Consider the following 26819-nt stretch of genomic DNA (forward strand, 5'->3'; position numbering starts at 1 on the left):
ACATCATCATGAGCCAATAGATCACAATTATATTCAGCATAGCAAAAGGCAATATTCCTATTGTAAAGAAAATCGTGAAAAATCGCAATCACGAAATTCATAAGCTTATCTACCGAACACGTACATGCTGCTTTTCAAGCACATCTGGATATTTTCGTTCGGCACGGGTGACAAACCAATTCATAAGCAATAGCGTCACACCAATATCGTCGATGGGCATAAATGGCATGACATCAGGTAATACCCAATAGAGCAATACAGGCACCGCAAAGAGTAACTTTTCTCCCAGCGGAATCCTTGATGAAGTAATAAATCGGGGCATACGACGAAATACATGTGACCATTGACGGAGAGATAGTAATCTTTTCCACTTCATAGTTGTTCACTCCATTTCCAATGCTCCTAAGTATATATACCCCATTGAAGGGACATGTAAAGAGGAACACTTATAAAAAACGTGTTCCTCCTAATACGTGCAAATGATTCGATACGTTTCAGTAGGCCGAATTTTTCACCATGACAGCACTGTTGCCATTAACATGCCCACTTCTGCTGCAATATCATCGTAATCACGCATGGGCAGCGGATTTACACCTAGACCGACTTCAACGGTAAACCCTGGTTTACCAAATCGCTGTATAAACCAATCCTTGTACCCTGCATCGCTCCCACCCAGCTTTACCGCCCGGTACCCTGTTGTGGCAGCTAGCCGTAAGGCCCAATCTCGGCTCTCCTTAGGCTCTAGATCCCGATAATTCCAATAGATCTCCTGTCCCTGACTGTGTATGGATAACACCATGTCGAACTGTTCGCGCTCCGTCAGATCGGCAAGCGCCTTGGACTCTGGTTCAGACAAAGGTGCAGGTCCTGCATAGTCTCGTCGAGACGGACCTATTTTACCGCGTCTGCGTACCTCTTCTTCCCAATATGCCGGAAATTGATCGTTGAGGTCGACACCACGAATATTGGCCTTCCAACCGCGATAATCAGCACGTCCTTCATTCCACTTTTTGAGATCATGATACAACGGATGAGTTGGGAGTACACCTTGTTGCACCAGCTCTACCCCATCCGGGTTGACCATCGGAACCACCCATAGGGATGTATGCTCCAGCAAATCCTGCGGAGAACCTCCATACACCCATTGAGAGGTCCCTATATGTTCTTCAGTCCCATCGATCCCTTGTGCATATTGCTCTATAAAACGCAGCAAACAAGGCGTCGTCAGCCATTCATTAGCATGAACAGAAGCATTGGCATGAATTTTACGGGTTCCCTGCCCAATACGTACATAAGGAATATCCTTCCCCATGACACTGGTGCCAATGCTGCCAACTTCAATAAACGGATATCTGAGGGCCAAGGCCGCTAGGTCTTCCTTTAAATCTTCATATCCATACTCTCCACGTAATCGTACAATCTGATCCTGATGGTCTTCAGGAATAACAATAGTTTTTCCTTCCGTAAAATCATGCTCCGCAAGTCCTGGATTGGCTAGCCGTAACTCATCAAGCTCCACACCAAACTGCTTGGCAATCTGTCTTGCATACTCACCAGGCTGAATAACGTATTTACGATCCGTAGACGGACGAATATATAACACTTGACCACTAATCAGATAGGGTTGCGTGGCGGCCCACGGATTATCTACGATCAAAGTATCCGCCGATATTTTAAAAGCCGAGGCGACCCGGTGCAATGTATCTCCTTTTTGAACGATATATTCCCTCATCTTACTACGCCCCTTCCATCTGCCTTACTGCATGTTATGCAGACGCGGCGTGTCTTGATGTAGCGAAAAGCAAAACAACCGACTTCTTTTGTCCAATGACAAAAAAAGTCGGCTGTCTCGTTAATCCAAATTGGTGACTTGCCAGACGACAGGCGTTTGGCGAATTTGCTCCCCGAGCCACTGTGCGGCAATGCGCTGGAACAATTCAGGATCGCCGGAACAAAAAAGCTGATGTACCGGCGTTTCGTCCCCAGCTTCCAACTTGCCTTTGTTATACAAAATGGTACTCGTCTCACGCGCCGTTTCATCTGCCGAGCTAATGAGCTTTACTGCAGGCCCCATGACTTCTTGAATCGTTTCCTTCAAAAAAGGATAATGCGTACAACCAAGAATCAGACAATCAATCGGATACGTTTGAATAGGTCTTAATGTCTCCTCCACAACCTGCGATGTCGTCTTGGAGCGGAATAACCCTTGTTCCACCAATGGAACAAGCGCAGGACAAGCATGGCTCACCACGTCTACATAAGGAGACAATTGCTTGAGCGCAGCTGTATACGCTCCGCTTCGAATCGTACCGACAGTCCCAATCACCCCGACATGCCCGGTAGCCGTCGCGCTAATCGCAGCACGAGCCCCAGGGTGAATGACTCCGATCACCGGAATGGATACCTTTTGGCTTATATAGTCCAATGCCGCGGCAGTAGCCGTGTTACAAGCAATAATAATGACTTTCGGATCAAATTGAATCAGAAAATCAACCATTTGCTCTGTAAATTTTTTAACCTCTTCCGATGGTCGGGGGCCATACGGAGTGCGCGCAGTGTCTCCAAAATAAATGATTTTTTCCCGTGGAAGCTGACGCATGACTTCTTTTACAACCGTCAAACCTCCTACACCGGAATCCAATATTGCAATCGCTTGCTGCACGTACACACCGCTTCCTTTTTTGTTCAAATATGAGTTGTTTCATCTCGGAAAGCTATCCGTTGCTACATACCTTATGTTGTATTAATGTAAAAGGTACCCCAAAAGATTACCCTAAAACAAGGAAGTGATCAATAAAAAGGCTCCACCCCAACGGGAGAAGCCACGAATTCAAACCGTATTCAGTGTTTCACCTACGTTTTACAGACCGTTACAGAGCATCTTTTTCCGTATCTTCTTGAACAGTCGCTGATGAAATACTAACCTCAGGAATCATTTCACTCTTTTTACGCCATTGCCCGATTTCATGAATGACGGCTGAGGCTGTTTCCTTAATTTTGTCAGTATACTCAATTGAGGTGTCTGAAATTCTCACCGCTAGCTCCTGTCCCTTATCACTTACGTTGCGCGCCTGATCTGTAATATTCTGACGCAGCTCACGACCTGACTTAGGGGCAAATAACAAAGCAGCAACCGAACCAACAATGCTGCCTGCCAACGCGCCTCGGATAAAACTTTTGCAGTTCTCCTTCATCATCATCTCTCCCTTGTGCCCGGGCGAATGCCCATCTGTTAGTGCATTATAAGCATGGGGAGCTTGTCATGATACAGGAAACAAGCCTGAAAAGTTTTACTTTTTTTTAGAGCGGATACGATACAGGCAGCAACGGCCCCCATCCGCCAAACAATCCTCACGAACAACCTCGGCATCAAGCAGCTCCTCAAACATTTGCTGCTCGCATTCACAAGCCTTGCGGTAACGGCCTGCAATTTGAGAGATAGGACAATTGTATTCCACAATAGAGTAGCTACCATCCTCTTCCTCGTGCCACTCTGCCATATATCCGGAAGCATTCTGGATGCCCGAAAGCTTTTCCACACGTGAGGCCAGTGTAGTCTTCCCCTCCATGTGAGGGGCGTAGCGCTTCATCATTTTACGTTTTCTACCATCAAACAGCGAGTAAACAGCTTCCATTCCCTGTTCTTCATCCAGCTCCTCTAACAGTTCCAGTAACAGATGATCATAATTACGAGGAAACTGCTCGCTTCCCTGCTCGCTCAGACTGTATAAAAACGTCGGGCGTCCCATCGCCTGTCTCACGATCGTAGCCACGATCAGACCATCCTGCTCCATCAATTTGAGATGCCTGCGCACTCCCATTTCGGTAATGCCCAATTGAGCTGCCAAGCTTCCGACGCCCACAGGTCCCTGGGTTTTCAATAATGTCATGATCATGCGCCTAGTGGGCATTTCGGGTACGATATACTTATCCGTCACTTTTGCCTTTACACTCCCTCGGGCTGGGGACCCAATTCCTTATTTAAATAATCATGCACGTTAGATGCAAAAAGCTCCAGCAACCCAGGCAGCTTTGGTGTAAGCGGGTGAAGGCTTGTCCGGTCCCAATGGAAGTACTCCTGTACTAGGGGTTTACGTAAGCCTACCAGCTCTACTAGCGAATGAAATACGGTATCATCCAGTACACCTTCCTCATGAATGATACCGATAATATCCTCATAGCTACTAGCGTCACGCATAATAAATCCGTCGATGATATAGCTTCCTACGTCCGTTACCGTCTCAATTGCCAGATGAAGACAGCGCTCCTGCACTAGCCCCTGCAACAGATCGCCGTTCCAGGCAGCAGAAGTCTGGCGAAGTCCGGCGACAATGTCGGGAACAGCCCCTAGTCGAAGCTCAATTTGTTCCCGGTTGACATAATACAAGGTCCTGCACCTCCAGTAATCGCTTTAGATTTCATAATCAACTGCGATAGATACATCCTTTACTTCATTCATGTGTACAATAATTTCCTGATGGACAGGGTGTACCTGATACGTTTGCAAATCCTCCAGTGTTTCGACAACTGCGGTAAGGGAAATATCATAAGAACGTTCCGAACGAATCACATCCGTACCTACTTCGAGTGACAGCAGCTCTTTGATTTTGCCGTTCATGCTGCGCAAGATGGATGCTGTGTGCTCAATGCTTTCGGGGGAGCGGTCTTTCAATTTGAACAAAACAATATGTTTAATCATGCGTATAGGCTCCTTATCTTAAAATGTTCTCTTGAAAATTTTATCATAACGCCCCACATACGGAAAGAAACTTTGTAATTCTAGCGATCTTTTCCGCCATTTTTACCATCAGACTCCTTGTCCTTTAATAGGGCAAAAAAATTCTTGAGCTTCGGTGGAAGCGGCAGCCCCATTCGTGAACAGTTTTCCGTAATAGAGATTAATTCATTGGATAAATAAAAATACGTCGCTGCCCCTTTCATGATTTCGGTACCCATCAGGAGATCCACGTGATGCGCCAAAGAAATCACCATTAGCATTAAAGCCTTTCTCGCCAGCCCCCAAAAGCCGGCTTTACTGCTTAAACCTTGCCCAGTCTTAATTGCTGCGGCGACTCCAGTCACATAATCAACAGCCATTGCAACCGTGAATAGCACCATTAGCTGATTCCAGCCGCCAAAGGCAAACGTAATAAGGGCTCCTGCGGTAGCGCAAATCATACTAAACATATTCGGATTAATATTCATACCTCTCCTCCTCTCGGGGCGGTTACTGTAATATATGCAGCGACGTGGTAACCCGTAAAGTCATATGACCTGTGCATAGACATGAATTCATAGATTCATATAAAGCATGCTGCAAACTTCACAATTCCGAGCGAATACAACAAAAAGACACCTTTTCAACCACTATAAATGGTTGAAAAGGTGCCTTTTCTTTCATGCTATTCAATTAACGATGATCATTCCAAAAATTAAGCGGAGTCAGGTTATCATTCAACGGCTCGAACGAATATCCTTCTTTCTGCAAAGCGGCCATGATTTGTGGAAGAACCTTGATCGTAGATGGCTTATCATGCATAAGAACGACTGGTGTTCTGCCTTGCTTTTTCAATCTTCTAATATCACTTAGGACAGTCTGTACAAAATGCTCTGGATTTTTAGTATAACGCCAATCATTGGAATCGATATTCCAGTCCCAAATATGATAGCCTGCACCTGTCAGTTGATCGCGGTATGCTTTCTTCAAATATGGTTTGCTGCCATAAGGTGTACGAATCAAAGAAGTGCGTTTTCCTGTAGCCTTAAATAAAATTTCATTATCCTGATTCATCTCTGCCAATGCTGCTGCCGGGGATGCATAGATTTTCTTCACCTGATGCGTCATCCCATGCAGGCCCAAACCATGACCCGCCTCTACCATTCTTTTCATCACTGCGCTATGTTGACGAATTTCAGGTCCCAGCATGAAGAAAGTAGCCTTCGCATTATATTTATCTAAAATATCCAGCAGCTGCGACGTATGCGCCGTAGGACCATCATCGAAGCTCAAATAAATCGTACGGCTGGATGATGAGGCAGTTCCCTTGTTGCCTGAATTGCTGGCTTTGCCCGGTTTGACAGCTGCATACTGTTTAATTTCTGTTGCGAATGTATTCAAAAACTGAGCATCAGACAAACTAGCATTTGCGTTCTGAATTCGATATAGATTACTTGTTGGAAGCGTAATAGTGAAGCCGAACGCATCGGTCAAAGTGCGAATTGGCACCATTGTACGATCTCCACGCTCGAACACATCCCCCTTGTTCAAATCCAGCGTAAAGCTGCGATTATGTCCAGTCAGTACCAATGTGTTGCCGTTGGCCGAAGTAGAAATCCCCATCTTTTGCCCTAATGTAACGATAGGAACATACAACTTATCATTTTTCATTACGGGCTGAATGGTATTCGAATCTAGCAACACATCATTGACCCCCAGCAAAGGAGCCTTCGCTTGTGCACTCGCTGTATTCGTATGTATACCTAGCAAACCCAAACAACAGATTGCCATCAAGCATACAGCCATCCATTTTACTTTTAAAAGCTTCATTCATTACACCATCCTGTGCTGTATTTTATAATGTGCGGGAGCTATCTCTAGCTTGTCTATGAAGTTATACAGACATGACGATATAGACATGGCAATATAGACATTCACTCAACATATAGAACATAAACGCATATGAACCGACTGAACCGGACGTCTTTTCGTTCCCCCTATATATATTAATAGATTACCAGACTATAGTAGGTAAATATAGTAAAACAATTTGAAAACAATCTCGCAACCCCCCTACCAGAGAAGGTTACAAAGTTGTGAATAAATCAGTTTAGAAGTACAAGTGGGTAGTAGATTCTTTTAATGGAATTAGAAACTACCGAAAAAAAATGGAGGTAAGGTACTTGGAGCAAGATACAGTGGTATCTGAAGATTTTGGGTTTCTAATAGACTATGGGATTGTCAAAAGGAGTATCATTCAACCCATTTACTTAATACTAGGTGTTGATGTAAAGAAAGACCTTGAGGATTGCCGCCCCCAAGATCTTTCCATTTGCCTATTCTATTAATGATACCTCGAACCTCTTTTTAACTTCATCCAGATAATTAGCAAGAAACAAATCCTTATTTGTAAATCCTAAATAATATTCGTAGTCTTCCTCATCAATAGACGAATAATATTCCTGATGGAATAAAACATTGAAATGTTGTTTAAAATCTGAACCCTTCTTAATGACAATACATCTAAATAAATTATCAATTTCAATTGCTTTAATAATTTCTTCTTTTTTCACCGCCGAAAACCACATTATTTTCGGCGGTGTCTGATTCGGTTCATCCCAATGAGGTATAGATTCCCCCCATGGCAATACCCACTCAGAATTCACAAAAACACACCTCTCTAAGATGAATTCCTGTGTATTCACATCAAATAAATCCATATTCCTTTCGTAAAAGGAAAATAATACAATTGAATCATTTTCAATAAATAAGCTTATCAAGTCAGCAATGTTCTCTGTTGACATATTATGCTTAATCACACCATAAGGCTGTTTAAAATTTATTTTCAAATCCATCATCCTATTCATTCGAAATAATAGTAATCCAATGTGGTTCTACGTGTCTTCGGGTCAATGTATTAAAAATGCATTGGAACATATTGATCAGGATCATAGATTTATTATCAGTCATGAAGTTTTAATAAAAAAGACCACAACACGAAACTATCTGGTAATTGTGTACAGGCATATTAGAGGAATATTATACGGGAGCAATGAGGGTTAAGTTCGTTTGGACTTAGCCGCCCAATTCATTCGACACTGGGTAGGAGTAAAGTAAGACCTTGAGAGGATTTACTCGTCTCAAGACCGTAAACTACAGTGGGTTCTAGGTCAAATAATACTATTTAGAAATATCCACATTGATTCTTTTTAGCTGTATTGCCAAGTTCCAATTCAAAGGTTTGGTCTTTGATGAGCTAAACCAGTTAGCCCCCTCACTTAGCCACCTAATCCTATATTCTTCGATTGACTCTGGAATGTCCTTTGCATCATCATCAAATCCAGACTCAAATCCACAACAATTACATATTTCGTGAGTTGGAAAACCATGTTTATCCCATTGAGGATAATTCAACTCATTATAACCACAGACTGCACAAATATATTTACTCATGATGACACCCTCATACTCTTTATTGATTGGCTGTTGTAATTCCTCATGAAATAATTGTAACCGCATTTTGGTCACTACTTCCAAATTTAGGTTTATAAAGACTCCCTATGTGGTTAAATAATTCAAAATTCTACTTCAATACTTGTGCATTTCCAGCCTCTACATCATTAAAAAAAACTCTAGCATCCATACCCTACCTACCGTTGTTATTTTCATCCAATGTTAGACAACTCATATTGATTCGGTACTTTTGTCGGTTTTAAAATCTCCAATCCCAGCCATCGCTACCTCCACCGGTTGACACATTTTTCAAATGCAATTGTTCCCGACTGTTCCTCTGAAAAGGATTGATTAAGTCAATACGATATTCATATCCACTCTTTCTCCCTGAATAAAATCAAACTGTACAATTCAATTCTGCTATTAACAATATAAAGCAACTACTATGCCACCAACTTATCCAAAAACTATTTATAAAAATAATAAAAATTACAATATAAAACCATATAGTAAAACAATATCCATTAGTCTTTACGAGAGTTGATTTGAGTCTTGTATTAGTATCACCGGATTAATCGAGTAGATTTTACCAGTAATGTTTCAAGAAAAAATATAATAAATTTAGTGATTTTAGTACATGGCTCGCAAATATTGAAGTTCTGTGGTGCTGTCCCATAGCTCACCCGAGTAATGAAATGGATTGGATAACTTCTCCAGTGAAGAAGTTATATCTCGCCAAATATCATAGTTATGTTACTAGATTTATAGAATTATACTGGGACGAAAAAAAGCACTTGAAATCACCACAAGGAATTTCAAGTGCTTTATAATTTAGTTTTAAGTTACTCGTATAGTCGTCCTTTGCAGCTTTGATAATGACATAATATACACGCGTTGAAAACTGGTTATTGCTAAACAAGCGAGGATTAGTCTCGTTTGTGGTCTAATAAAGCCCCTTCTCGAAAAAAGGAATTTTTCATCTTCCTCATTATTTGGCTTCAGGAAAATTATCCTTGATTGGTGGGGTAGAGTCCCAGCTTATCAGTTTAATATGGTACTTATCAAGTAATTCATTTGAATTGGAAAATTGAGTATTAATAGTCCTTCCATCATTTTCAAAAACCCTTCCATCTTTTTTAATGATAAAGCCTTCTTGTTCAATAAATATAGAGTCAGCAACAGTTTGCTTATACTCGTCAGTACTATCCAAATCCCCCATATAGTACTCTGCAATACCTGGATGATAGGATACTTCTATTTTGACATTTTTTTCTATTAAAGGTAGTAATATATATCAGATGGATAATCTTTCTTTCCACTTACGATATTTGCCGTGAGCTTCATTTGAACCAATGCCATCATATTCACATATTAACGTATCTTGAATAACCTTTCGTTGCCCGTTAATTTCATATTCCAAACGAAATGGAAATTTCCCATATGTGATTTCAGGATGTGAAGAATTCGGTTCTAATTGAATCCCTATGAATATTAGAAGCCAAGGTAAAGCAATGAACGCTATGATTGCAAATGCCAACAACAACGGAATGCTTAGTAATAATAATGTTTTTTTCACTTTCATTTATACCTCTTCTCCTTCAAAGCATTTTTTACTGAGTCCATTTTATGGTTTCTGACCATTTGCCAAGCCTTATATGCTTTAGAGTGCCACCACTTAATTTTATACTGCGTAGGTAAGTAAACCGTTGTTCCAGTGCCTACTTCACCTAAAGTCTTGTTCAGAATTTCGTCCTTAACTACATAATTCGTTACTCTTGCAGTATAGTTCCTATCACTTAAACCATATTTACCTAGTGAAGGTACTGCAGGATTAATTGTAATGACATTTTTATTAGTCACTATAATTCTTACAATCGTAAGAGAAGAACATATTACCTCCATTTCCATTAATAATGTCACATTTTAATATATCGACACCTTAAACTTCCATTTTTATAGGCCAAATGGACCTTATTTTCCATAAACCGGTTAAGCCCATGGGATTAAAAGAAAATCAGGAGAGGAGTCACTTGCAAACCCCCCTTCGGGTATAGTAGTATGTGGTTAAAAAAAATCGGAGGGTATATGCCTAAACAACAAGATAAACATTCCATTCAGGCGTGGTCTCTGATCAATCGCAAATATTTGGGAAAAGGTGTGCGTGTCAAACGTTTTCGTAAACCAACACGCTGTCAAGTGCGCAATCGCGTTTTGCTTGCCGTTTTGATGGCTAATGACATTAAACTGTCCCAACTTGCCGAGGAGCTTTCCATTTCCTCCCGTAGTGTCAGTGCGTGGGTATATGAAGGTCGCATTCCCGGCAACACTAATCTGGAAAAGACGTGTAATACACTTGGTTATCCGCACCATATTCTATTTAATGAAGAGGTTGTCCGGCGTTCACCACTCATCTGTCAACCAGCGCCGTCCCGTTTTATGAAACGGACTGTGACTCGTTCTCCGGTTAAAAATCGGATCTTGGCGGGTCTATGCATGGTACATGATATTTCGGTGACCGATGTGAGTCATTGGATTGGTGTTCACCCCGGTACATTTCGGAAATGGTTGCATCAGGGTACCGTTCCTTCGCAAACCTTCCAGGATCAGGCGGAACAGTTTTTCCGTATTCCAAAATCCATTTTGTTTGCTGATGCCATGCTGAAAAAGTAAAAATGTCCGTAAAAGAGAAATGGTTGTGATTTTCATGAAAGTCTTTGAAAGGAACGCATTACCATCTTTCATCCGCTGAGACTTTCACATCATGTAATTCACAGAATATAAAAATGCAAAAAAGCACAGTCTGCCGATTCCTCGGCGCACTGTGCTTTTTAGATAACAGACCTTTAAATACTTCTTGCTTATATTTTGTCAGCTTTTTAAGAATGAATGCTTGCCGTTTCAGTTGAACGTTTGGCTTCTTCCTTGATGGACTTTAGCTTTTTCATCATCGGATTGCCTCCACGTCCAAAGTAGTCGTGAAGACGGCTGTATTCCTCGTACAGCTTATCATACACGGCCGCGTTCTCAGGGATCGGCTTGAAGCTCTCGTCCCGTACACGCGCCATATGACGCGCTGCTACGACGATATCGTCGTACCCTCCAGCTTCAGCTCCCGCAGCCACTGCTGCGAACATGGCTGCACCCAACGCAGGAGTTTGGGTAGAAGCAGCGACCTTAATTTCCCGTCCGGTTACGTCAGCATAAATTTGCATCAAAAGACGATTTTTCTGCGGCAATCCACCGCACGCATACAATACGTCTACTGGCACGCCGTTATGATGGAATGCATCGATAATTTTACGTGTTCCGAACGCAGTTGCTTCCAGCAATGTACGATACACTTCCTCTGGCTTCGTCAGCAACGTATATCCGACAATCAGCCCCGTCAGGTTGGTGTCAACCAACAAAGAACGGTTACCGTTCCACCAGTCGAGTGCCAGCAATCCGGTTTCGCCCGGTTTATATTCAGCCGCTTTACGCTCCAGCCATACATGGACGTTCACACCTTCCGCAGCTGCCTGCTCCTTCAATTCGCCCGGAACAGCATGTTCCACAAACCATGCGAAAATGTCTCCTACCGCCGATTGTCCAGCCTCATACCCGTAATAGCCCGGAATAATTCCGTTCTCTACAACGCCACACATACCTTCTACTTCTTTTTCTTCCTCACCGAGGAGCATATGGCAAATGGAAGTTCCCATCGCCATCACCAGCTTGCCTGGTGTGACGACGCCTACTGCCGGAACAGCCGCATGTGCATCCACATTGCCTACCGCTACTGCCGTTCCCGGGTTCAGTCCGAGTTTTGCAGCCATATCCTCTGTTAATCCACCCGCACGGGCACCCAATTCATAAATCTCACCGCGCAGCTTCGTATCCGTCAAATTTTCTAGACGCGGATCGAGCGCTTTGAAAAATTCACGATCCGGATAACCATCGCGATGATGGTAAATAGACTTGTAGCCAGCTGTACACTGATTACGTTTCAGTTCCCCGCTGAGCTGGGAAATTACCCAGTCGGTCGCTTCTACAAAGCGGTCTGTTTGATTATAAATGTCCGGTGCCTCGTTCAGAATTTGCCAAATTTTTGCGATCATCCATTCGGAAGAAATTTTCCCTCCATAGCGGGGCTGAAACGCCTCTCCGCGCTGCGAGGCAATGTCATTTAAACGGTCCGCTTCCTCCTGTGCTGCATGGTGCTTCCACAGTTTCACCCAACCATGCGGGTCATCTTTCAGGTTCTCGTCAAAGCACAACGGTTGTCCCTGCGCGTCAATCGGCAGCATCGTACATGCTGTGAAATCGATTCCGATCCCGATGATATCGTCTGGAGAAATCCCTGTCTCCTTCATAACAGCAGGTACGGAAGTAGTCAGGACTTCAATATAATCAGCCGGATGTTCCAGCGCCCAATCCATATCCAATTTGCGTCCGCTACCAGGCAATACTTCATCAATAACTCCATGACGGTAAAGTGTTACATGTGTAGCAATTTCAGCTCCGTCAGACAGGTCAACAATGACCGCACGGCCAGACTCCGTTCCATAATCGACACCAATTGTATACTTGCTCATTTGTGTGCCTCCTCCTTTATCGTTGACCATCATAAGCGTTCGCCCCATGCTTGCGCAGAAAATGCTTACCCAGCAGTGCCAGATCCATTGAGGTGAATTCTGGATTCCGAACGAAAGAACGGTACAATGCCAGATGTGTATGCGTATCTGACGAAGAGCGAACGCAAATAAACGCCTTGTAGATTCAGCACAATCAGTTGCTCCGCTTTCAGTTCTTCATAGTCCACGCCCTTGGAAGAGCCAAATTGGCCTCCCATACTTCCTTTTTCAATTGTTCTACTATGTATAAGGCACACCTTTTACTATCATTTCTGAAATCTGCAATGGAGGAGGTAACTGAAACTAGCCTCAAATGGAAAATTACAGGAAGGTCGTAACGACCCTTTATTCTTGGTTTCGCTTTCATTATATGCTTGTACGTACAACCTAGCTAGTCTTTTTTATGTATTTTTTCGATAGATTTATGTACTCATTTTCAGAAAAAACATAGCAAAAACAGTCTATTTCTGCAATCCAGAAAACAGACTGTTCGGTATGGCGAGTAACATGCCCATCAAATATTAAACGTTGAAGCTGTACACTTACTAACTTGTCCTGACATGTTAAGACTGATCTCCCTGCCTAGTGTTCTCCAGGCATTACCTGGACAGGCCCCGTAGATTCACGAACTATGAGCTCAGGCGGTAGAATTAACTGACGATCTTCTTCATGGTACCCCTTCTCTTCAATCATCGACAGCATGGTATCGGCAGCACGTAACCCCAATTCTTCCTTTGGATGCCGAATTGTCGTTAGCTTGATTTCCGTTGCTGTCGCCAAAAATGAATCATCGAACCCAACCAGCGATAGATCATTGGGAATGTTCAGGCCCGCCGAACGTACAATATCAAGGAGTCGAACAGCCAACTCATCATTATAGGTCACCCATCCAGTAGGACGCTCTCCCGCCTCCATCGCCAGCAGCCTCGACGCACGTTGTAGCGGAATCTCATTTTTTTCTTCTGTCCGGTAAGTCGTTACTGCGTTCGGGTGTAATGTCACTCCATATTTGCGGTGAGCAGCCACAAATCCTTTCATACGAAGAATTCCTTGCATATCATCGGTTTTGAAAAATCCGGCCAAGCGTCGGTGTCCCAGCTTAATCAGATGTTCGGCCGCCAAAAAACCACCCTTTTCATCATCTACTCGCAGACATGGCGCATCCATTTCCTCATAACGTGCATTGATCATCAAATAAGGGATTTGGCGATTTTCCACGGTTAAATAATAGTTCAGATTGGGGTTACGCTCTCCACTTTTAGTCGGTTCAATAATAATTCCGCTCAGCGGTTGACTTAACAGCATTTCCAGGCACTGACTTTCTTGCTCAGGGTCATTACCTGTGCTTGACAGCAGCATCTTGTATCCCTGGCGACTCAATTTGGATTCAATTCCCTGTACAATGGATGGGAAAATATAATCCGATATATAGGTTGTAACGACTCCAATCGTCTTTGGATCTTCGGGCTGCTTGCTGTCCCGTGTCGCGACAAAGGTTCCCTTGCCCTGCATCCGAAACAGCCAGCCTTCCTGCACCAGCTCACCCAGCGCCTGACGCACCGTTTGCCGACTAACGGCAAATTGTTCAGACATTTCATGCTCAGATGGAAGCTGGCTTTGTGGTTCCAGTTTAGATGAATGAATCCAGGACAAAATTTCTTGTTTAACTTGTATATATTTGGGCGCCATAATTTCCTCCGTACTTGCAATATCGTGTACCTGTTCATATTCCACGATTATAGCATACCGTTCATTTGTACATACAAATGTTACAGGAGCAGGATATCGTCGTATTGCTGCGGAGGTGTAAACCCATTCACTTATCCCTTCCTTGCCACACATAACTGGCCGAATATCTAAGGACAATTTGTGTAGATGTTGCACATTACGAACGAAGCAATTGATGTTCATTCATATACTTGAGTCCAGTATAGCGATCACGCAAGGTATGAGCCGTGCGCAATGCACGAGCAAGTTGTTCCTCCGTAACCCCCAGCTCGGCAATGGTAGATGGGCCTCCAACCTGAGACAGCCATGCACGCATCTGCTCCGACGTAGGCAAAGCCCGATACACCTTAAAAGCCTCTACATCCTGACTGGCTGCTAAATCCCTGTACAGGTCAGAAAGCAATGCGGATGCTACGCCTACTTTGGCACCATGCAAAACTTGCTTGCGTCCCTCTGAAATAAAATCCATTTCAATTCGGTGGGAAATATGGTGCTCTCCCCCTGACGCTGGACGAGAATGATCTATCATCAGCATCGAAATACCGGATGCAATCAACGCATTCATCAATACCTCAACACCAGCCTTGCTGCCTGCCGCAATCTCGTCGACATGCTCTACACAGTCACGCAGAGCCTCCTCAGTAATGCGATTAGCCACAGGTGAATATGGCTCGTTTCCCAAATCTCTGGAAACATGCCAGTCCGCTAGTGAGGTGAACTTACCGAGCATATCGCCAAAACCGGCCGCAGTCATCGTCTGTGGCGCATTTGCCAGCACGGACAAATCAGCAAAGATCGCCTCTGGCGGAACTGCTTGGAATGTCTGCTTGCTGCCATCCACAATTAGTGGTGCGCCTGCGGAGGTAAAACCATCCACCGAAGCAGCCGTTGGTACTGACAAGAACGGACGATTCATTTTATAACATACGAAGCGAACCAGATCATGAATCGTGCCAGAGCCTACAGCAAGTACAGCCTGACTCTTATCCGCCACACCCAGCAGCACTTTCATAATGTAGGTCTCATCAGCAATCACATCCCCTACAGCATTCGGAGGTAAGCGGACGACATCAACTGTCAAACCAGCCTCACGGATCAGCACAGCCACTTTTTTTCCTGCCGCCGCCGAAGTATGCTCATCTTCTACCAAAGTTACATGACGATAATCCAGTTGGTTCAAATAAGGAACAACAGACTCCAGTGCTCCATCTCGTACCTCGATACACAATTCAACCTTTCGGTGAGGATGGTCAGCGTTACTAGCCTGCGCCTCTTCGTTCCACAGCTTGATCTGTTCATTCATATTCATTTCATCAGCCTCCTGAAAAGGAATAATTTGCACAAGAATGATCCATAATAATTAATAGATTCCGTTTGAAAACGATTACTATTTAATTGTACGCACAAGTGTGTGTCCAAGTCCAGAGAAAAAGTACAAGTTACTTTTTAATTTATATATTCGAAAGGAACATGTTTATGAAATTTGGAACGGATATTGCCTGTGCACTTGGGTTACTGGCAGGTACAACGTTTGGCAGTGGTATTGCTTTTTTGTTCGGCTGGCAAGCTTATCGGGCCCTAACTTCTGTTGCAGTCTTTGGCGTTGCGGGGATTATCATAACCATTGTCGTTTTTCGCTTGCTGCACCGTAAGTCACTTTCCACGTCTAATTCTCGATAAATGCTGTTAGTGAAACGAGTGCAACTTGTTTTTTTGCCAATATACATAAAAAACGGGTCTCTTAAGCAATTGCATCGCTTGAGAGTACCCGTTTTTGTTTTACAAATATTCACTTATAAAGTTGTATCAACCTCTGGATTAACATCTAATTCATAATCAATTTCATCAAACCCGAATCCAAATAATTGAAGGAAATCCAGACGGTATTGTTCGAGATCGCCTAATTCAGATACATTTTCTGTAGTGATTTCGGACCAAGCTGCTTTGACAGCCTGCTGCACATCGTCTCTCATTTCCCAGTTATCCAGACGGATGCGTCCTTCTTCATCCGTTTCCACAGTCGACCCACTGTATAGCGTCTCGAACAGACGTTGTGCCTGCTCAATACATCCCTCGTGCAGTCCCTTTTCTTTCATGACCTTAAACAGCAAAGAAATATACAAAGGCACGACTGGAATAGCCGAACTGGATTGTGTAACCAAAGCTTTATTCACAGAAACATAGGCTTTTCCATGATAACGTTCCAGTTGCTTTGTTAGAGTATGTGCTGTAGCTTCCAAATCATTTTTAGCTTGGCCAATGGTTCCTTTACGATAGATAGCCTCCGTAATTTCGGGACCAATATACGAGTAAGCCAGTGTGGTTACTCCTTCAGCCAGCAGATCAGCTTCTTCCAACGCTTTTAGCCACAAGGACCAATCTTCGCCACCCATTACCGTGATGGTGTTCTCAATTTCCTCCTGCGTAGCCGGTTCTAGCGTAATTTCTGATACGACACCTGTATTGGTATTCACTGTTTTATTAGAAAAAGACTGTCCGATAGGCTTGAGAACGGAATTAAAGGTCTCACCCGTATCGGGATGTGTCCGTCGCGGTGAAGCGACACTATACACAATCAGGTCTACCTTGCCCAGCTTTTCCTTTACCAGCTTCAACGTCTCCTGCTTAATTTCATGAGAAAAAGCATCTCCATTAATGCTTTCTGCTATGTAGCCAGCTGCTCTGGCCGCTCTTTCAAAGGCTACCGTATTATACCAGCCTGCTGAAGCCGTGCGCCCCTCTGATGCAGGACGTTCATAGGATACCCCTATGGTGTCCGCTCCCAGACCGAAGCTCGCAGCAATACGAGAAGCCAGCCCGTATCCAGTAGATGCTCCGATCACAAGCACCTTTTTAGCTCCTTGTATTGATGTGCTTTCTTTGATGTAGTTGATCTGACGGTTAACATGAGCCGCGCATCCTGCAGGATGTGCAGTCGTACATATGAAACCACGAATTTTCGGTTTAATAATCATTGCAAGGGTCCCCCTACTTTAGCATTCATTTAATATGGATGTAATGGTTGTCCAGTCATAACTATATAGCAAATCAGCTTGCGGCTCAACACATAACCTAGCACTTGAAGGCAGCCGAAGAAAACCGTCGTAAACATCATAGTCTGCAACGCTTTTTTACTCCACTATTCATTTTGAATCATTTTCTAACAACATCACATCTTCTCCTTGCTGTTGTCTTATTTGGATATTAGCCCTTCCCCAAGAACACATTAAGTCAATAATTTCATTTGCTGTAATTCCATATTCCGTTATATAATACTCCACTTTTGGAGGCATTTGATTATACACATGTCTACCTATGATACCATCCTTTTCAAGTTCGCGAAGTTGCTGTATAAGAACCTTTTGAGAAATGCCCGGAATACTACGCTGTAATTCACTTGTCCTTTTTCTACCAGACATTAATAAACAAATGATTAATGATTTCCATTTACCTCCGATGATCTCAAGTGTTGCTTCTATGCCTAAATTATATTGTTTCATAGTACCACCTCTTCAACGCTAAAAATAACAAAGTTTATCTAATTAATTTTATAATTGCGTATCTTCATTCTAAGTCCAATGCACACTTTCAAGTAACTATCTTACTTTATTGTGTGTATTTACTTTTTTTGAAGCATACAGAATAATAATAGAGCATCTACAAAGGCAAATATGTTACGTAAGAAAGGTGATTTATGATGAAAACTCTTGTGATTTTAGCTCATCCCCATATCGAAGATTCTAGAGTAAATAACAGATGGAAACGAGAAATACTTCAATATACCAATGAAATTACAATCCACGAAATTTATAAAGAGTATCCAAACTGGAGCATTGATGTTTTGAAAGAACAACAGCTACTTGAAGCACATAGTAATATTATATTTCAATTCCCTTTATATTGGTATAGTTACCCACCTTTATTAAAAAAGTGGTTGGATGATGTTTTTACTCATGGATGGGCTTATGGTTCACAAGGTGATAAGCTAAAAGGAAAGAAGCTAGGGATAGCCATGTCCATCGGCGATAAAAAAGAAAATTACTCACCTACTGGTTCCGTTTCTTTTACTGTAGATGAAGTTATAGCACCTTTTAAAGCAAGCGCAGTGCATGTTGGCGCGATAACATTACCCTATTTCGCTGTCTTCGGAGCCTCATTTCAAGCAAGCGACGAAGACATTAATCAGAGTGCAAAGGACTATATTAAATATATATTTCAGTATAAATAAAATAGTTATAATGGTACACGCATCTTAACCATATAAAAACAGGCTCTTGGTGGCATCCAGCCAATCCAAGAACCTGTAAATGTTAGGCTATGATGCGGTCGAGAGGACTCGAACCTCCACGGGGGTTAGCCCACACGGACCTGAACCGTGCGCGTCTGCCAATTCCGCCACGACCGCATATTATGTACTCACACCGATGTTTTTCAGTCACCGTAATTAAGATTATATCTTCCATAGAACATAAAATCAAGCCATTTTTATTTTGTATTTTCTATGAATCATTTCCGCAAATATAAGAAAATCACTGGATATCACAATCCATATATGGTAAAATGGGTCCATCAGGAAAGGAGGTGCGTCAACATCAATAATCACATGTTGAGCGTATCCCTTACCCGGTCCGTTATTCTCTAATTTACAGAGTTGACGGAGGCGCGGGATACGGATCAAAGCTTTAATTAAGCGTCACGGGTAGAAAGACCGTCCTCGGACGGTCTTTTTTATTTCAACATCATCTATAAGATTACATACTGCACTGTGAAAAGAGGAGATACGATGTCGATTAGACCCGCAAATGTGGAAGAGCTCAACGAGTTGGCAGCCATCTGGCTAGATGCTTCCATAGAAGCCCATCATTTTATTGCTCCGCAGTATTGGGCATCACAAGTTACCGAGATGGAAAACAGGTACCTTCCCCTCGCTCAAAACTACGTTATCATACAAGATGATCATAGCATTGGCGGCTTCGTCTCCATGTTGGATGGATACTTGGCGGCTCTGTTTATACGTGTTGATTCTCAAAGAAAAGGCTATGGCAAGTTACTACTAGATTGGATCAAGAAGCAACATGATGAGATTCAATTAAAAGTATACCAGTCGAACACGAAAGCATTTAACTTCTATACCAAAAATGGATTTACCATTCAAGCGGAATCTGTTGATGCCGAAACTGACGAGAAAGAATTTGTGATGGCATGGACAAAACATGAACGATAATGAAGCATCTTTAACTATATAGTCTTCTTATTTAACCTATAGACCTCGGTATATAAAATCTCTTTAAACGGAGCAAAATCCTGTTCAGCCAGCGCACCTGGATAGCTCATAATTTGAAGCCGCAGATCAGCCTGTCCTTCTCTTAAAGGGGGCTGTACATAGTCAAAATGGTTCAGATGAAACCCCAAACGTTCATAAAAACCAATTCTTCTCTGAGTCCATTCATCCACTGGTGGCTCAACCTCCAGTACTACCGGTTTACCGGACTGTGAAATAAACTTGCTCATAAGCTCTTTACCTAACCCGCCACCTCGTATAGCCGAATCTACGGCAATATGCTCTACAAACCGAAAATCTGTAAACTCCCATCCCGCCAAAAAAGCAATTATTTGCCCTTGTTCGTCCTTTTTGGTAAGTAAACGATAACATGGATGATGAAGCAGAGCCCTTTGTGACTCGGATGTTCTGCATTCCGTTTCAGGAAAAGAAGCCTCCATAATCGCATATACTTGAGAGAATTCTAGTTCATTCATTTATACTTTCAACTCCTCTAACGTTAACTTGTTGGTCTACTAATGTCATTTACATTAGGTCCCTAACCCTTTAGACCTTGTTTAATTCCATAAGCGTCAGCAATATGTGTTCCAACAGCTCTGGAATGTCTTCCATCTGATCTTCGTTAATTTGTCTGGAAAATCGGAGTTCAATCCTGTTTTGGTATATAGACGTCTTCTCTCCGTAAATCTGACTAAGGGTTTGTACCGGTCTAAGATCGGGCTTCCAAATTTCGGCCAGTATATTTTCAATCCGGCTGCATTGTGACTCAATCTCACGAATTTCCATGTAAAAACTCAGCAACAAGACACATCCCGGAACTTGATCTTTGATTTCCAAAATTTCCGCAGCCAAGTTGTTTAAATCCGCCTTTAGTTGAATCTCTGCTGTCACACTCGGGTGTTCTCTCAGTCTGAATTGGACAGCAAATTCACGTGACATCACGGACATTTCCAATCTGTCGATCCGCTGTGTAATGTCAATACGTGAATCCAAATTATCCAGATCGTAAACCGTATTTTCCATAGCCACTTTTAAATTATCAAAAACCGTAGGGTCGAACATGTACAATTCACCTCTGCCTATCGTTACAATTTATTATCCAACTCATGTCGAAGTTTGTTCTTAATCCAATGAGTATACCATATATATTTTCCTCCAAGAAACCTAACCTTTAAACAGAAGCCCTAGAAAAAACCTGTAAACAAGCGAAATGCAATTCCGTAACAAAATGTTCTATTATATTTATTTTATTGATAAATATCCCTTTTTATTATTCCAATTCCCTGGTTAATGATATACAATAAACTCGAGCGTAATTACTAATATATTCATATAAATGAATATAAATCACAAAAAAGGAAGGAAGTTTATCAATGAAAAAAATGTTGTTAACTTCATTAGGCCTGACACTTATGTTAAGTACTTCTGCCAGTGTCGCTTTAGCCGAAGAAGCAAATTCTGTACCAGTAGCAAAGGAATCAACTCTAACCTCTGTACTTGAATATAATGAACAGGAGCCAAATGATAGTTTTGAACAAGCTAACTATTTTTTTATAGGTGATGCTGTCATCGGTACCCTTGGTAAAGAGGTTCAAGGAGGCTGGGAAGCCTACGATGTATTTAAAATTAAGGTTTTTAGATCGAACGAAGTTCAGTTTATAATTGAAGGCGACCAATACCCTGATTCTTGGATGGAACTAACTCTTTACGATAGTAATGGTAAACGAATTAAACGTTCAAAAAACGCCCAATATTCTTTAAATGCTGATCTTGAAAAAGGTAAGGAATACTACCTAGCTGTCGATGTACCAGGACTTCAACCTGGAGGAAAGGTATTCGACTATAAAATCTCTACTGAAGTTATAAGGTAGCCTAAATAAATTTATGTAACTTTCCAAATAGTTAAATTATTATTTACTGCCTGCTGTTGTGTTGGATACATACAAAAGGCGCGTACAAAAATCAAAAAACTCTAACTACACCAAGAGCCTAGCCCCTTTTTTAAGGGGCTAGGCTCTTTTTAAAGATCATGCAATTGGTACACTCTGTTATTTCACATTACCCTTGTCTTACGACAAACGTGAGCTAAAGTCCTCGTAGGAGAACTGACGGATTACCTTGATGCCTTCTTCGTCGTTGTAGCTGGCGATGGCTGGCAGGTTGACTCCGTTGAACATGTGGTTTTTGACCATCGTGTAATGGGCCATGTCGCAGAATACAAGCTTGTCTCCCGGCTTCAATGGCTCTTTAAAGGAATAGTCTCCAATCACATCTCCAGCCAAGCACGTAAGTCCACCAAGTCTGTAGGTGTAAGCATACTCACCAGGCTTGCCTGCATCAATGATATTCGGACGATATGGCATAGCCAGCACATCAGGCATATGACATTCAGCCGAAGTATCCAGAATGGCAATATCCATTCCGTTTTTCATCGTATCCAATACGGTAGCCACCAGATATCCAGTATTCAAAGCAATAGCTTCGCCTGGCTCCAGATAAACCTGCACACCATATTTATCCTGAAAATATTGAATACAGCGTACCAGCGTGTCCAGATCATAGTCTTCTCTGGTAATATGGTGACCGCCGCCGAAATTGAGCCATTTCATATTCTTAATGTATGGCCCGAATTTCTCATCCACGACTTTAATGGTGCGCTCCAGCGTATCTGAATTCTGTTCACACATCGTATGAAAATGAATACCATCCACGCCATCCAGATCCTCAGGTCTAAAGTTAGCCAGGGTCACACCCATTCTGGAGTTGTTGTAGCAAGGATCATACAGCGGCGTTTCGATTTCCGAATATTCCGGATTAACCCGAATGCCGATGTCGATTTTTTTGGAAGTTACGCCTTGCACTCTGCTTTTGTAGCGTTTCAGTTGATCAAAGGAGTTGAAAACAATATGGTCAACATACTTCAATAGCTCATCAAATTCACTGTCAACATAAGCAGGTGCGTATACGTGAACCTCCTTGTCCATTTTTTCGCGACCAAGTCGTGCCTCGAACAACGAACTGGAGGTTACGCCTTTTAAGTATTTGCCAACCAGAGGAAAGGTCGAAAACATCGAAAATCCCTTAAGAGCGAGCAAAATGCTGCAGCCTGTCCGCTCTTGGACGGAATTTAAAACCTCAAGGTTTTTGACAAGAAGTCTTTCGTCAACAAGATAACAAGGTGATGGAAGTCCTGTAATATCAATATTCATCACAGACCTCAATCAAGCAACGTTGGCGTAAAGTTCTCTTGCCATGGCAATCCGTGTTTATTTAGTGCTTCCATAAATGGATCTGGATCAAATTCCTCAACGTTGTAAACGCCTGGTTTTTTCCAGATACCTTTGATAATAAGCATTGCGCCGATCATGGCAGGAACACCAGTTGTGTAAGAAATGGCTTGGGAGCCAACCTCTGCATAACATTCCTCATGATCACAAACATTGTAAACATAATACGTTTTTGGTTTTCCATCTTTCACACCTTGGATGATGCAACCAATGTTCGTTTTGCCTTTTGTTCTTGGTCCCAGAGAAGCCGGGTCTGGCAAAATAGCTTTCAGGAATTGCAGTGGAATGATTTGTTGTCCTTCGTAATCAATAGGCTCGATAGAAGTCATGCCTACGTTTTGAAGTACATTCAAATGATTCAGATAATTGTCCGAGAACGTCATCCAGAAGCGGATTTTTTTCACGCCTTTAATATTCACTGCAAGAGATTCCAGTTCTTCATGGTACAAAAGATATATATTTTTCGGTCCAATTTCAGGAAGGTCGTATACCTTTTTCTCAGAAAGTGGCTCAGTTTCAATCCATTCTCCGTTTTCAAAGTAACGGCCCTTCGCCGTAATTTCACGAATATTGATTTCCGGATTAAAATTAGTTGCAAAAGGATATCCGTGGTCCCCTGCATTCGCATCCACAATATCAATCGTATGAATTTCATCAAAGTAGTGCTTTTGAGCATAAGCCGTAAATACTCCAGTTACGCCTGGATCAAAACCGCTGCCCAGCAGAGCTGTAATTCCTGCTTTTTCGAATCTTTCTTTGTAGGCCCATTGCCAGCTGTATTCAAACTTCGGCGTATCCGGCGGTTCATAGTTCGCCGTATCAACGTAATGAACACCTGTCTCAAGGCAAGCATCCATTATCGTCAAATCCTGATAAGGGAGAGCCACATTGATAACTACATCCGGTTGAAAGCTTCGAATCAAGTCAATGACCATGTCGGTGTTGTCAGCATCAAGCTGAGCCGTTTGTATCTTCGTACGACCTCCACCCAGCTTCTCTTTAAGCGCATCGCATTTCTCAACAGTTCTGCTTGCGATACAAATTTCTTCAAATACATCTGGGTTTTGGCAACATTTATGCACCACAACGCTGGCCACGCCACCGGCGCCAATAATCAATGCTTTTCCCAAAATAAATAACCTCCTTATTCCATACGCTAATCGCTAATCATTCTTGCAAACAAAATGATTATAAAGACATCCCACCAAATAATCAAGAAAAACGACAATTTGCTGTATCAAAATTCACAGGAGCATGTCACAAAAACTTTACAAATCCCAAAATTAGGAATAAAAACTTCGTAAAGTGAGCAGAAAACAAACATTACCCCGTACACTCCAGGGAAGTCAGCACACGTTTAACGGAAGTTTTTTTGAATCTAATGCTCATAGCCCTAAAGAGTTAATACTATCTTATTTCTAAACAAAAGACCACCCCTCCGCATCCTATGAAGAAGATTCATGTGGGGGTAAAATTATGGGCTGATAGCGTAATGCCTCATCTACGATCTCTGCCGCACTCAAATCACGATCATCCCAGTAGATCAAATTACTGATCCCCGGATGGGGCGTATTTTGCATCACTATGGTCAGCATGCTGTCGATTTCCTCTTCTGTTCCCTCATCTCTGATGATTTTTTCCACCAACTGTATAAGCTCACTTCGGTTTAAATTTTGGAGTTCCTCGCTGGCTCGATCCAGACTCATGTAATCGCCCTCCTTTGTATTGAGTATGATCGGCATTGTGTGGCCCATCCCTTTTTCTGTAAGCGCTATATGACCTATTATGGAGCTTTAAGAAGCGTTTATGATAAATAAAGCCGCCCCCAGTATGGGAACGGCTCTATACAGTAAAGCTTTTTAAACCATGATTTTGCAAATATCATTCGTGAATTCAACCGGATCTTGCAGCGGCAAGCCTTCGATCAGCAAAGCCTGATTATACAGTAATGCCGTATAGAGGTTTACTTTCTCCTTATCCTCGGCAAAAGCTTCTTTCAAAGAGTTGAACACCGCATGGTTTATGTTGATTTCCAGCACTTTATTCGCTTTGACATCGGCGTTATTAGGCATAGCGTTCAAGATTTTCTCCATCTCAATCGTCACTTCGCCGTCTGCGGACAGACATACCGGATGTGTCTTCAAGCGCTTGGAGGCTTTAACACTGGATACCTTGCCTTCCAGCAAGCCCTTCATGTACTCGAACAGCTCTTTGTTGTCGTTTTGTTCTGCTTCTGTTTCTTTCTCGTTTTCGTCAGGCTCAATGCCCAGATCGCCGCTAGACACAGATTTGAATTCTTTCTCTTTGTAGCTTAAGAGCATTTTAATAGCGAACTCATCAATATCATCGGTGAAGTACAGAATTTCGTAGCCTTTATCGGCCACCATTTCGGTTTGCGGCAGTTTTTCAATACGCTCGTTGGACTCGCCGGAAGCATAATAAATATACTTCTGATCCTCTGACATACGTGATACGTATTCGTCCAAAGTAACCTGCTTTTTCTCTGTAGAAGAGTAGAACATGAGCAGATCCTTGAGAGTTTCTTTATGTCTGCCGTAATCGTTGTAAACACCAAATTTCAATTGTCTGCCAAATGATTTGTAGAATTGATCATACTTCTCCCGGTCATTTTTGAGCAAGGTCAGCAATTGGCCTTTGATTTTGCTTTCGATATTTTTGGCAATCAGCTTCAGCTGACGGTCATGCTGCAGCATTTCTCTGGAAATGTTGAGTGACAGGCTTTCGGAGTCAACCATACCTTTGACAAAGCTAAAATAATCCGGCAGCAGGTCAGGAGATTTTTCCATAATCAGCACACCGTTGGCATACAACTCCAGCCCTTTTTCATATTCCTTGGAGTAGAAATCAAACGGGATATTTTCAGGAATAAACAGAATAGCTTGGTACACTACCGCGCCATCCGCGCTGACGTGGATATGCTGGAGCGGCTTGTCGTAGCCATAGCGTTTTTCCGCATAGAAATTTTGATAATCCTCGTCGGTCAGCTCGCTTTTGTTTTTTCTCCAGATAGGAACCATGCTGTTGATACGCTGTTCTTCTTCGTAATCCTCGAACTCGTTGTCGCTTCCCTCTTTCAGACGCTTGCCTGTAATATCCATTTTAATCGGATAGCGGATAAAGTCGGAGTATTTTTTAATCAGTGCTTTTAATCGGTACTCGTCCAAATATTCGTCGTAGGACTCATCTTCGGTGTTTGCTTTGATTTTCAGAACAATCTCGGTTCCGACCTCGTCCTTCTCAGCTGCTTCAATGGTATACCCGTCTGCACCTGTGGATTCCCATTTATAAGCAGTATCACTTTCCAAAGCCTTGGTAGTCACTGTAACCACATCGGCTACCATAAAAGCTGAATAGAAGCCGACGCCGAATTGACCGATGATGTCATGACCATCCTTGGATTCATTTTCATTTTTGAATGCCAGTGAGCCGCTTTTAGCAATAACACCCAGGTTATTTTCTAGTTCTTCCTTGGTCATACCAATCCCGGTATCACGCAGGGTTAGCGTTCTGTTATCCTTATCGGCAGTTACTTTGATATAATAATTTTCTTTGTCAAAGACCAGTTGATCATCCGTCAATGCTTTGTAATAAATTTTGTCAATCGCATCACTTGCATTGGAGATCAGCTCTCTTAGGAAAATTTCCTTTTGCGTGTAAATCGAGTTAATCATCATTTCTAGCAGACGCTTGGACTCAGCCTGAAACTGTTTTTTCTCCAT

General features: G+C 42.4%; 31 protein-coding genes and 1 tRNA gene. 5 read left to right on the plus strand and 27 right to left on the minus strand.

Going from position 1 to position 26819, the window contains the following annotated elements:
- Positions 1-109: 109 nt before the first annotated feature.
- The 14 genes from BM358_RS02640 to BM358_RS02700 all read right to left on the minus strand — a co-directional run bounded on the left by BM358_RS02640 (position 110) and on the right by BM358_RS02700 (position 10078).
- Positions 110-376: a hypothetical protein gene (locus BM358_RS02640; protein WP_023987991.1), complete on the minus strand. Its 267-nt coding sequence runs from the start codon at positions 374-376 to the stop codon at positions 110-112.
- Between the two features lie 135 nt (positions 377-511).
- Positions 512-1732: a M14 family metallopeptidase gene (locus BM358_RS02645; RefSeq protein WP_028542841.1), complete on the minus strand. Its 1221-nt coding sequence runs from the start codon at positions 1730-1732 to the stop codon at positions 512-514.
- A 120-nt stretch (positions 1733-1852) separates the two neighbouring features.
- On the minus strand, positions 1853-2662 hold the full coding sequence (gene racE / locus BM358_RS02650; protein WP_023987989.1) for a glutamate racemase: 810 nt from the start codon (positions 2660-2662) through the stop codon (positions 1853-1855).
- A 208-nt stretch (positions 2663-2870) separates the two neighbouring features.
- Positions 2871-3194: a YtxH domain-containing protein gene (locus BM358_RS02655; RefSeq protein WP_028542842.1), complete on the minus strand. Its 324-nt coding sequence runs from the start codon at positions 3192-3194 to the stop codon at positions 2871-2873.
- A 96-nt stretch (positions 3195-3290) separates the two neighbouring features.
- Complete coding sequence (locus tag BM358_RS02660; RefSeq protein WP_028542843.1) at positions 3291-3938, minus strand: helix-turn-helix transcriptional regulator; 648 nt, start codon at positions 3936-3938, stop codon at positions 3291-3293.
- A gap of 8 nt (positions 3939-3946) precedes the next feature.
- Complete coding sequence (locus tag BM358_RS02665) at positions 3947-4387, minus strand: DUF86 domain-containing protein (protein WP_023987986.1); 441 nt, start codon at positions 4385-4387, stop codon at positions 3947-3949.
- A gap of 24 nt (positions 4388-4411) precedes the next feature.
- Positions 4412-4699, minus strand: a complete 288-nt coding sequence (locus BM358_RS02670) for a Dabb family protein (protein ID WP_013309679.1) — start codon at positions 4697-4699, stop codon at positions 4412-4414.
- Positions 4700-4779: 80 nt separating this feature from the next.
- Complete coding sequence (locus BM358_RS02675) at positions 4780-5205, minus strand: phage holin family protein (protein WP_028542844.1); 426 nt, start codon at positions 5203-5205, stop codon at positions 4780-4782.
- 205 nt (positions 5206-5410) lie between these two features.
- Complete coding sequence (locus BM358_RS02680; RefSeq protein WP_028542845.1) at positions 5411-6547, minus strand: polysaccharide deacetylase family protein; 1137 nt, start codon at positions 6545-6547, stop codon at positions 5411-5413.
- Between the two features lie 506 nt (positions 6548-7053).
- The gene (locus BM358_RS02685) at positions 7054-7572 is read right to left on the minus strand and encodes a hypothetical protein (RefSeq protein ID WP_028542846.1); all 519 of its coding nucleotides are present in this window, start codon (positions 7570-7572) and stop codon (positions 7054-7056) included.
- Between the two features lie 325 nt (positions 7573-7897).
- Complete coding sequence (locus tag BM358_RS02690) at positions 7898-8170, minus strand: hypothetical protein (protein ID WP_028542847.1); 273 nt, start codon at positions 8168-8170, stop codon at positions 7898-7900.
- A gap of 988 nt (positions 8171-9158) precedes the next feature.
- On the minus strand, positions 9159-9389 hold the full coding sequence (locus tag BM358_RS26695; RefSeq protein WP_231517264.1) for a hypothetical protein: 231 nt from the start codon (positions 9387-9389) through the stop codon (positions 9159-9161).
- A 75-nt stretch (positions 9390-9464) separates the two neighbouring features.
- Positions 9465-9752, minus strand: coding sequence for a hypothetical protein (locus tag BM358_RS26700; RefSeq protein ID WP_231517265.1), 288 nt, complete (start codon positions 9750-9752; stop codon positions 9465-9467).
- Positions 9749-10078 (minus strand): hypothetical protein, encoded by a 330-nt coding sequence (locus BM358_RS02700; protein ID WP_028542848.1) that lies wholly within the window; start codon positions 10076-10078, stop codon positions 9749-9751. The genes BM358_RS26700 and BM358_RS02700 overlap by 4 nt, the downstream gene beginning before the upstream one ends.
- A 177-nt stretch (positions 10079-10255) precedes the next feature.
- Between BM358_RS02700 and BM358_RS02705 the strand changes: the two genes are divergently transcribed.
- The gene (locus BM358_RS02705; protein WP_007429779.1) at positions 10256-10840 is read left to right on the plus strand and encodes a helix-turn-helix domain-containing protein; all 585 of its coding nucleotides are present in this window, start codon (positions 10256-10258) and stop codon (positions 10838-10840) included.
- A gap of 206 nt (positions 10841-11046) precedes the next feature.
- On the opposite strand, the gene BM358_RS02710 is transcribed toward BM358_RS02705, so the two are convergent.
- From BM358_RS02710 to BM358_RS02725, 4 genes are all read right to left on the minus strand, one after another.
- Positions 11047-12744 carry a ribulokinase gene (locus tag BM358_RS02710; protein WP_028542849.1) on the minus strand — a complete coding sequence of 566 codons (1698 nt, stop codon included), beginning with the start codon at positions 12742-12744 and terminating at the stop codon, positions 11047-11049.
- A gap of 65 nt (positions 12745-12809) precedes the next feature.
- A complete protein-coding gene (locus BM358_RS02715; protein WP_028542850.1) occupies positions 12810-13001 on the minus strand; it encodes a hypothetical protein in 192 nt (63 codons plus the stop codon).
- A gap of 364 nt (positions 13002-13365) precedes the next feature.
- On the minus strand, positions 13366-14472 hold the full coding sequence (locus BM358_RS02720; RefSeq protein WP_028542851.1) for a GntR family transcriptional regulator: 1107 nt from the start codon (positions 14470-14472) through the stop codon (positions 13366-13368).
- A 196-nt stretch (positions 14473-14668) separates the two neighbouring features.
- Entirely contained in the window at positions 14669-15820 is a 1152-nt protein-coding gene (locus BM358_RS02725) for a sn-glycerol-1-phosphate dehydrogenase (RefSeq protein WP_028542852.1), read from the minus strand.
- A 167-nt stretch (positions 15821-15987) separates the two neighbouring features.
- On the opposite strand from BM358_RS02725, the gene BM358_RS02730 reads away from it, so the two are divergent.
- Positions 15988-16191 (plus strand): hypothetical protein, encoded by a 204-nt coding sequence (locus BM358_RS02730; RefSeq protein ID WP_028542853.1) that lies wholly within the window; start codon positions 15988-15990, stop codon positions 16189-16191.
- 113 nt (positions 16192-16304) lie between these two features.
- On the opposite strand, the gene fabV is transcribed toward BM358_RS02730, so the two are convergent.
- Together fabV and BM358_RS02740 are read right to left on the minus strand one after the other, a co-directional pair.
- Positions 16305-17486: an enoyl-ACP reductase FabV gene (fabV, locus tag BM358_RS02735; RefSeq protein WP_028542854.1), complete on the minus strand. Its 1182-nt coding sequence runs from the start codon at positions 17484-17486 to the stop codon at positions 16305-16307.
- A gap of 168 nt (positions 17487-17654) precedes the next feature.
- A complete protein-coding gene (locus tag BM358_RS02740) occupies positions 17655-18011 on the minus strand; it encodes a winged helix-turn-helix transcriptional regulator (RefSeq protein WP_023987974.1) in 357 nt (118 codons plus the stop codon).
- A 197-nt stretch (positions 18012-18208) separates the two neighbouring features.
- Here BM358_RS02740 and BM358_RS02745 point away from each other — a divergent pair, with 197 nt between their 5' ends.
- On the plus strand, positions 18209-18739 hold the full coding sequence (locus tag BM358_RS02745) for an NAD(P)H-dependent oxidoreductase (protein ID WP_028542855.1): 531 nt from the start codon (positions 18209-18211) through the stop codon (positions 18737-18739).
- A 93-nt stretch (positions 18740-18832) separates the two neighbouring features.
- Here the strand turns inward: BM358_RS02745 and BM358_RS02750 are convergent.
- Positions 18833-18916, minus strand: a tRNA-Leu gene (locus BM358_RS02750).
- 378 nt (positions 18917-19294) lie between these two features.
- Between BM358_RS02750 and BM358_RS02755 the strand changes: the two genes are divergently transcribed.
- Positions 19295-19735, plus strand: coding sequence for an N-acetyltransferase (locus tag BM358_RS02755; RefSeq protein ID WP_028542856.1), 441 nt, complete (start codon positions 19295-19297; stop codon positions 19733-19735).
- Positions 19736-19749: 14 nt separating this feature from the next.
- On the opposite strand, the gene BM358_RS02760 is transcribed toward BM358_RS02755, so the two are convergent.
- The gene (locus tag BM358_RS02760; protein ID WP_028542857.1) at positions 19750-20268 is read right to left on the minus strand and encodes a GNAT family N-acetyltransferase; all 519 of its coding nucleotides are present in this window, start codon (positions 20266-20268) and stop codon (positions 19750-19752) included.
- A gap of 70 nt (positions 20269-20338) precedes the next feature.
- Complete coding sequence (locus BM358_RS02765) at positions 20339-20854, minus strand: hypothetical protein (protein WP_028542858.1); 516 nt, start codon at positions 20852-20854, stop codon at positions 20339-20341.
- 311 nt (positions 20855-21165) lie between these two features.
- On the opposite strand from BM358_RS02765, the gene BM358_RS02770 reads away from it, so the two are divergent.
- A complete protein-coding gene (locus tag BM358_RS02770) occupies positions 21166-21663 on the plus strand; it encodes a hypothetical protein (RefSeq protein ID WP_023987970.1) in 498 nt (165 codons plus the stop codon).
- Positions 21664-21861: 198 nt separating this feature from the next.
- Here BM358_RS02770 and nspC read toward each other — a convergent pair whose 3' ends face one another.
- The 4 genes from nspC to htpG form a co-directional block, all read right to left on the minus strand.
- Positions 21862-23001, minus strand: a complete 1140-nt coding sequence (gene nspC, locus BM358_RS02775; protein ID WP_028542859.1) for a carboxynorspermidine decarboxylase — start codon at positions 22999-23001, stop codon at positions 21862-21864.
- Between the two features lie 8 nt (positions 23002-23009).
- Positions 23010-24209 carry a saccharopine dehydrogenase family protein gene (locus BM358_RS02780; protein ID WP_013309649.1) on the minus strand — a complete coding sequence of 400 codons (1200 nt, stop codon included), beginning with the start codon at positions 24207-24209 and terminating at the stop codon, positions 23010-23012.
- A 315-nt stretch (positions 24210-24524) separates the two neighbouring features.
- A complete protein-coding gene (locus BM358_RS02785) occupies positions 24525-24785 on the minus strand; it encodes a bacteriocin immunity protein (RefSeq protein WP_023987968.1) in 261 nt (86 codons plus the stop codon).
- Between the two features lie 153 nt (positions 24786-24938).
- Positions 24939-26819, minus strand: coding sequence for a molecular chaperone HtpG (htpG, locus tag BM358_RS02790; protein WP_028542860.1), 1881 nt, complete (start codon positions 26817-26819; stop codon positions 24939-24941).

It is taken from the genome of Paenibacillus sp. cl130 (genome assembly GCF_900116035.1).
GTDB classification, from domain to species: Bacteria; Bacillota; Bacilli; order Paenibacillales; family Paenibacillaceae; genus Paenibacillus; species Paenibacillus polymyxa_B.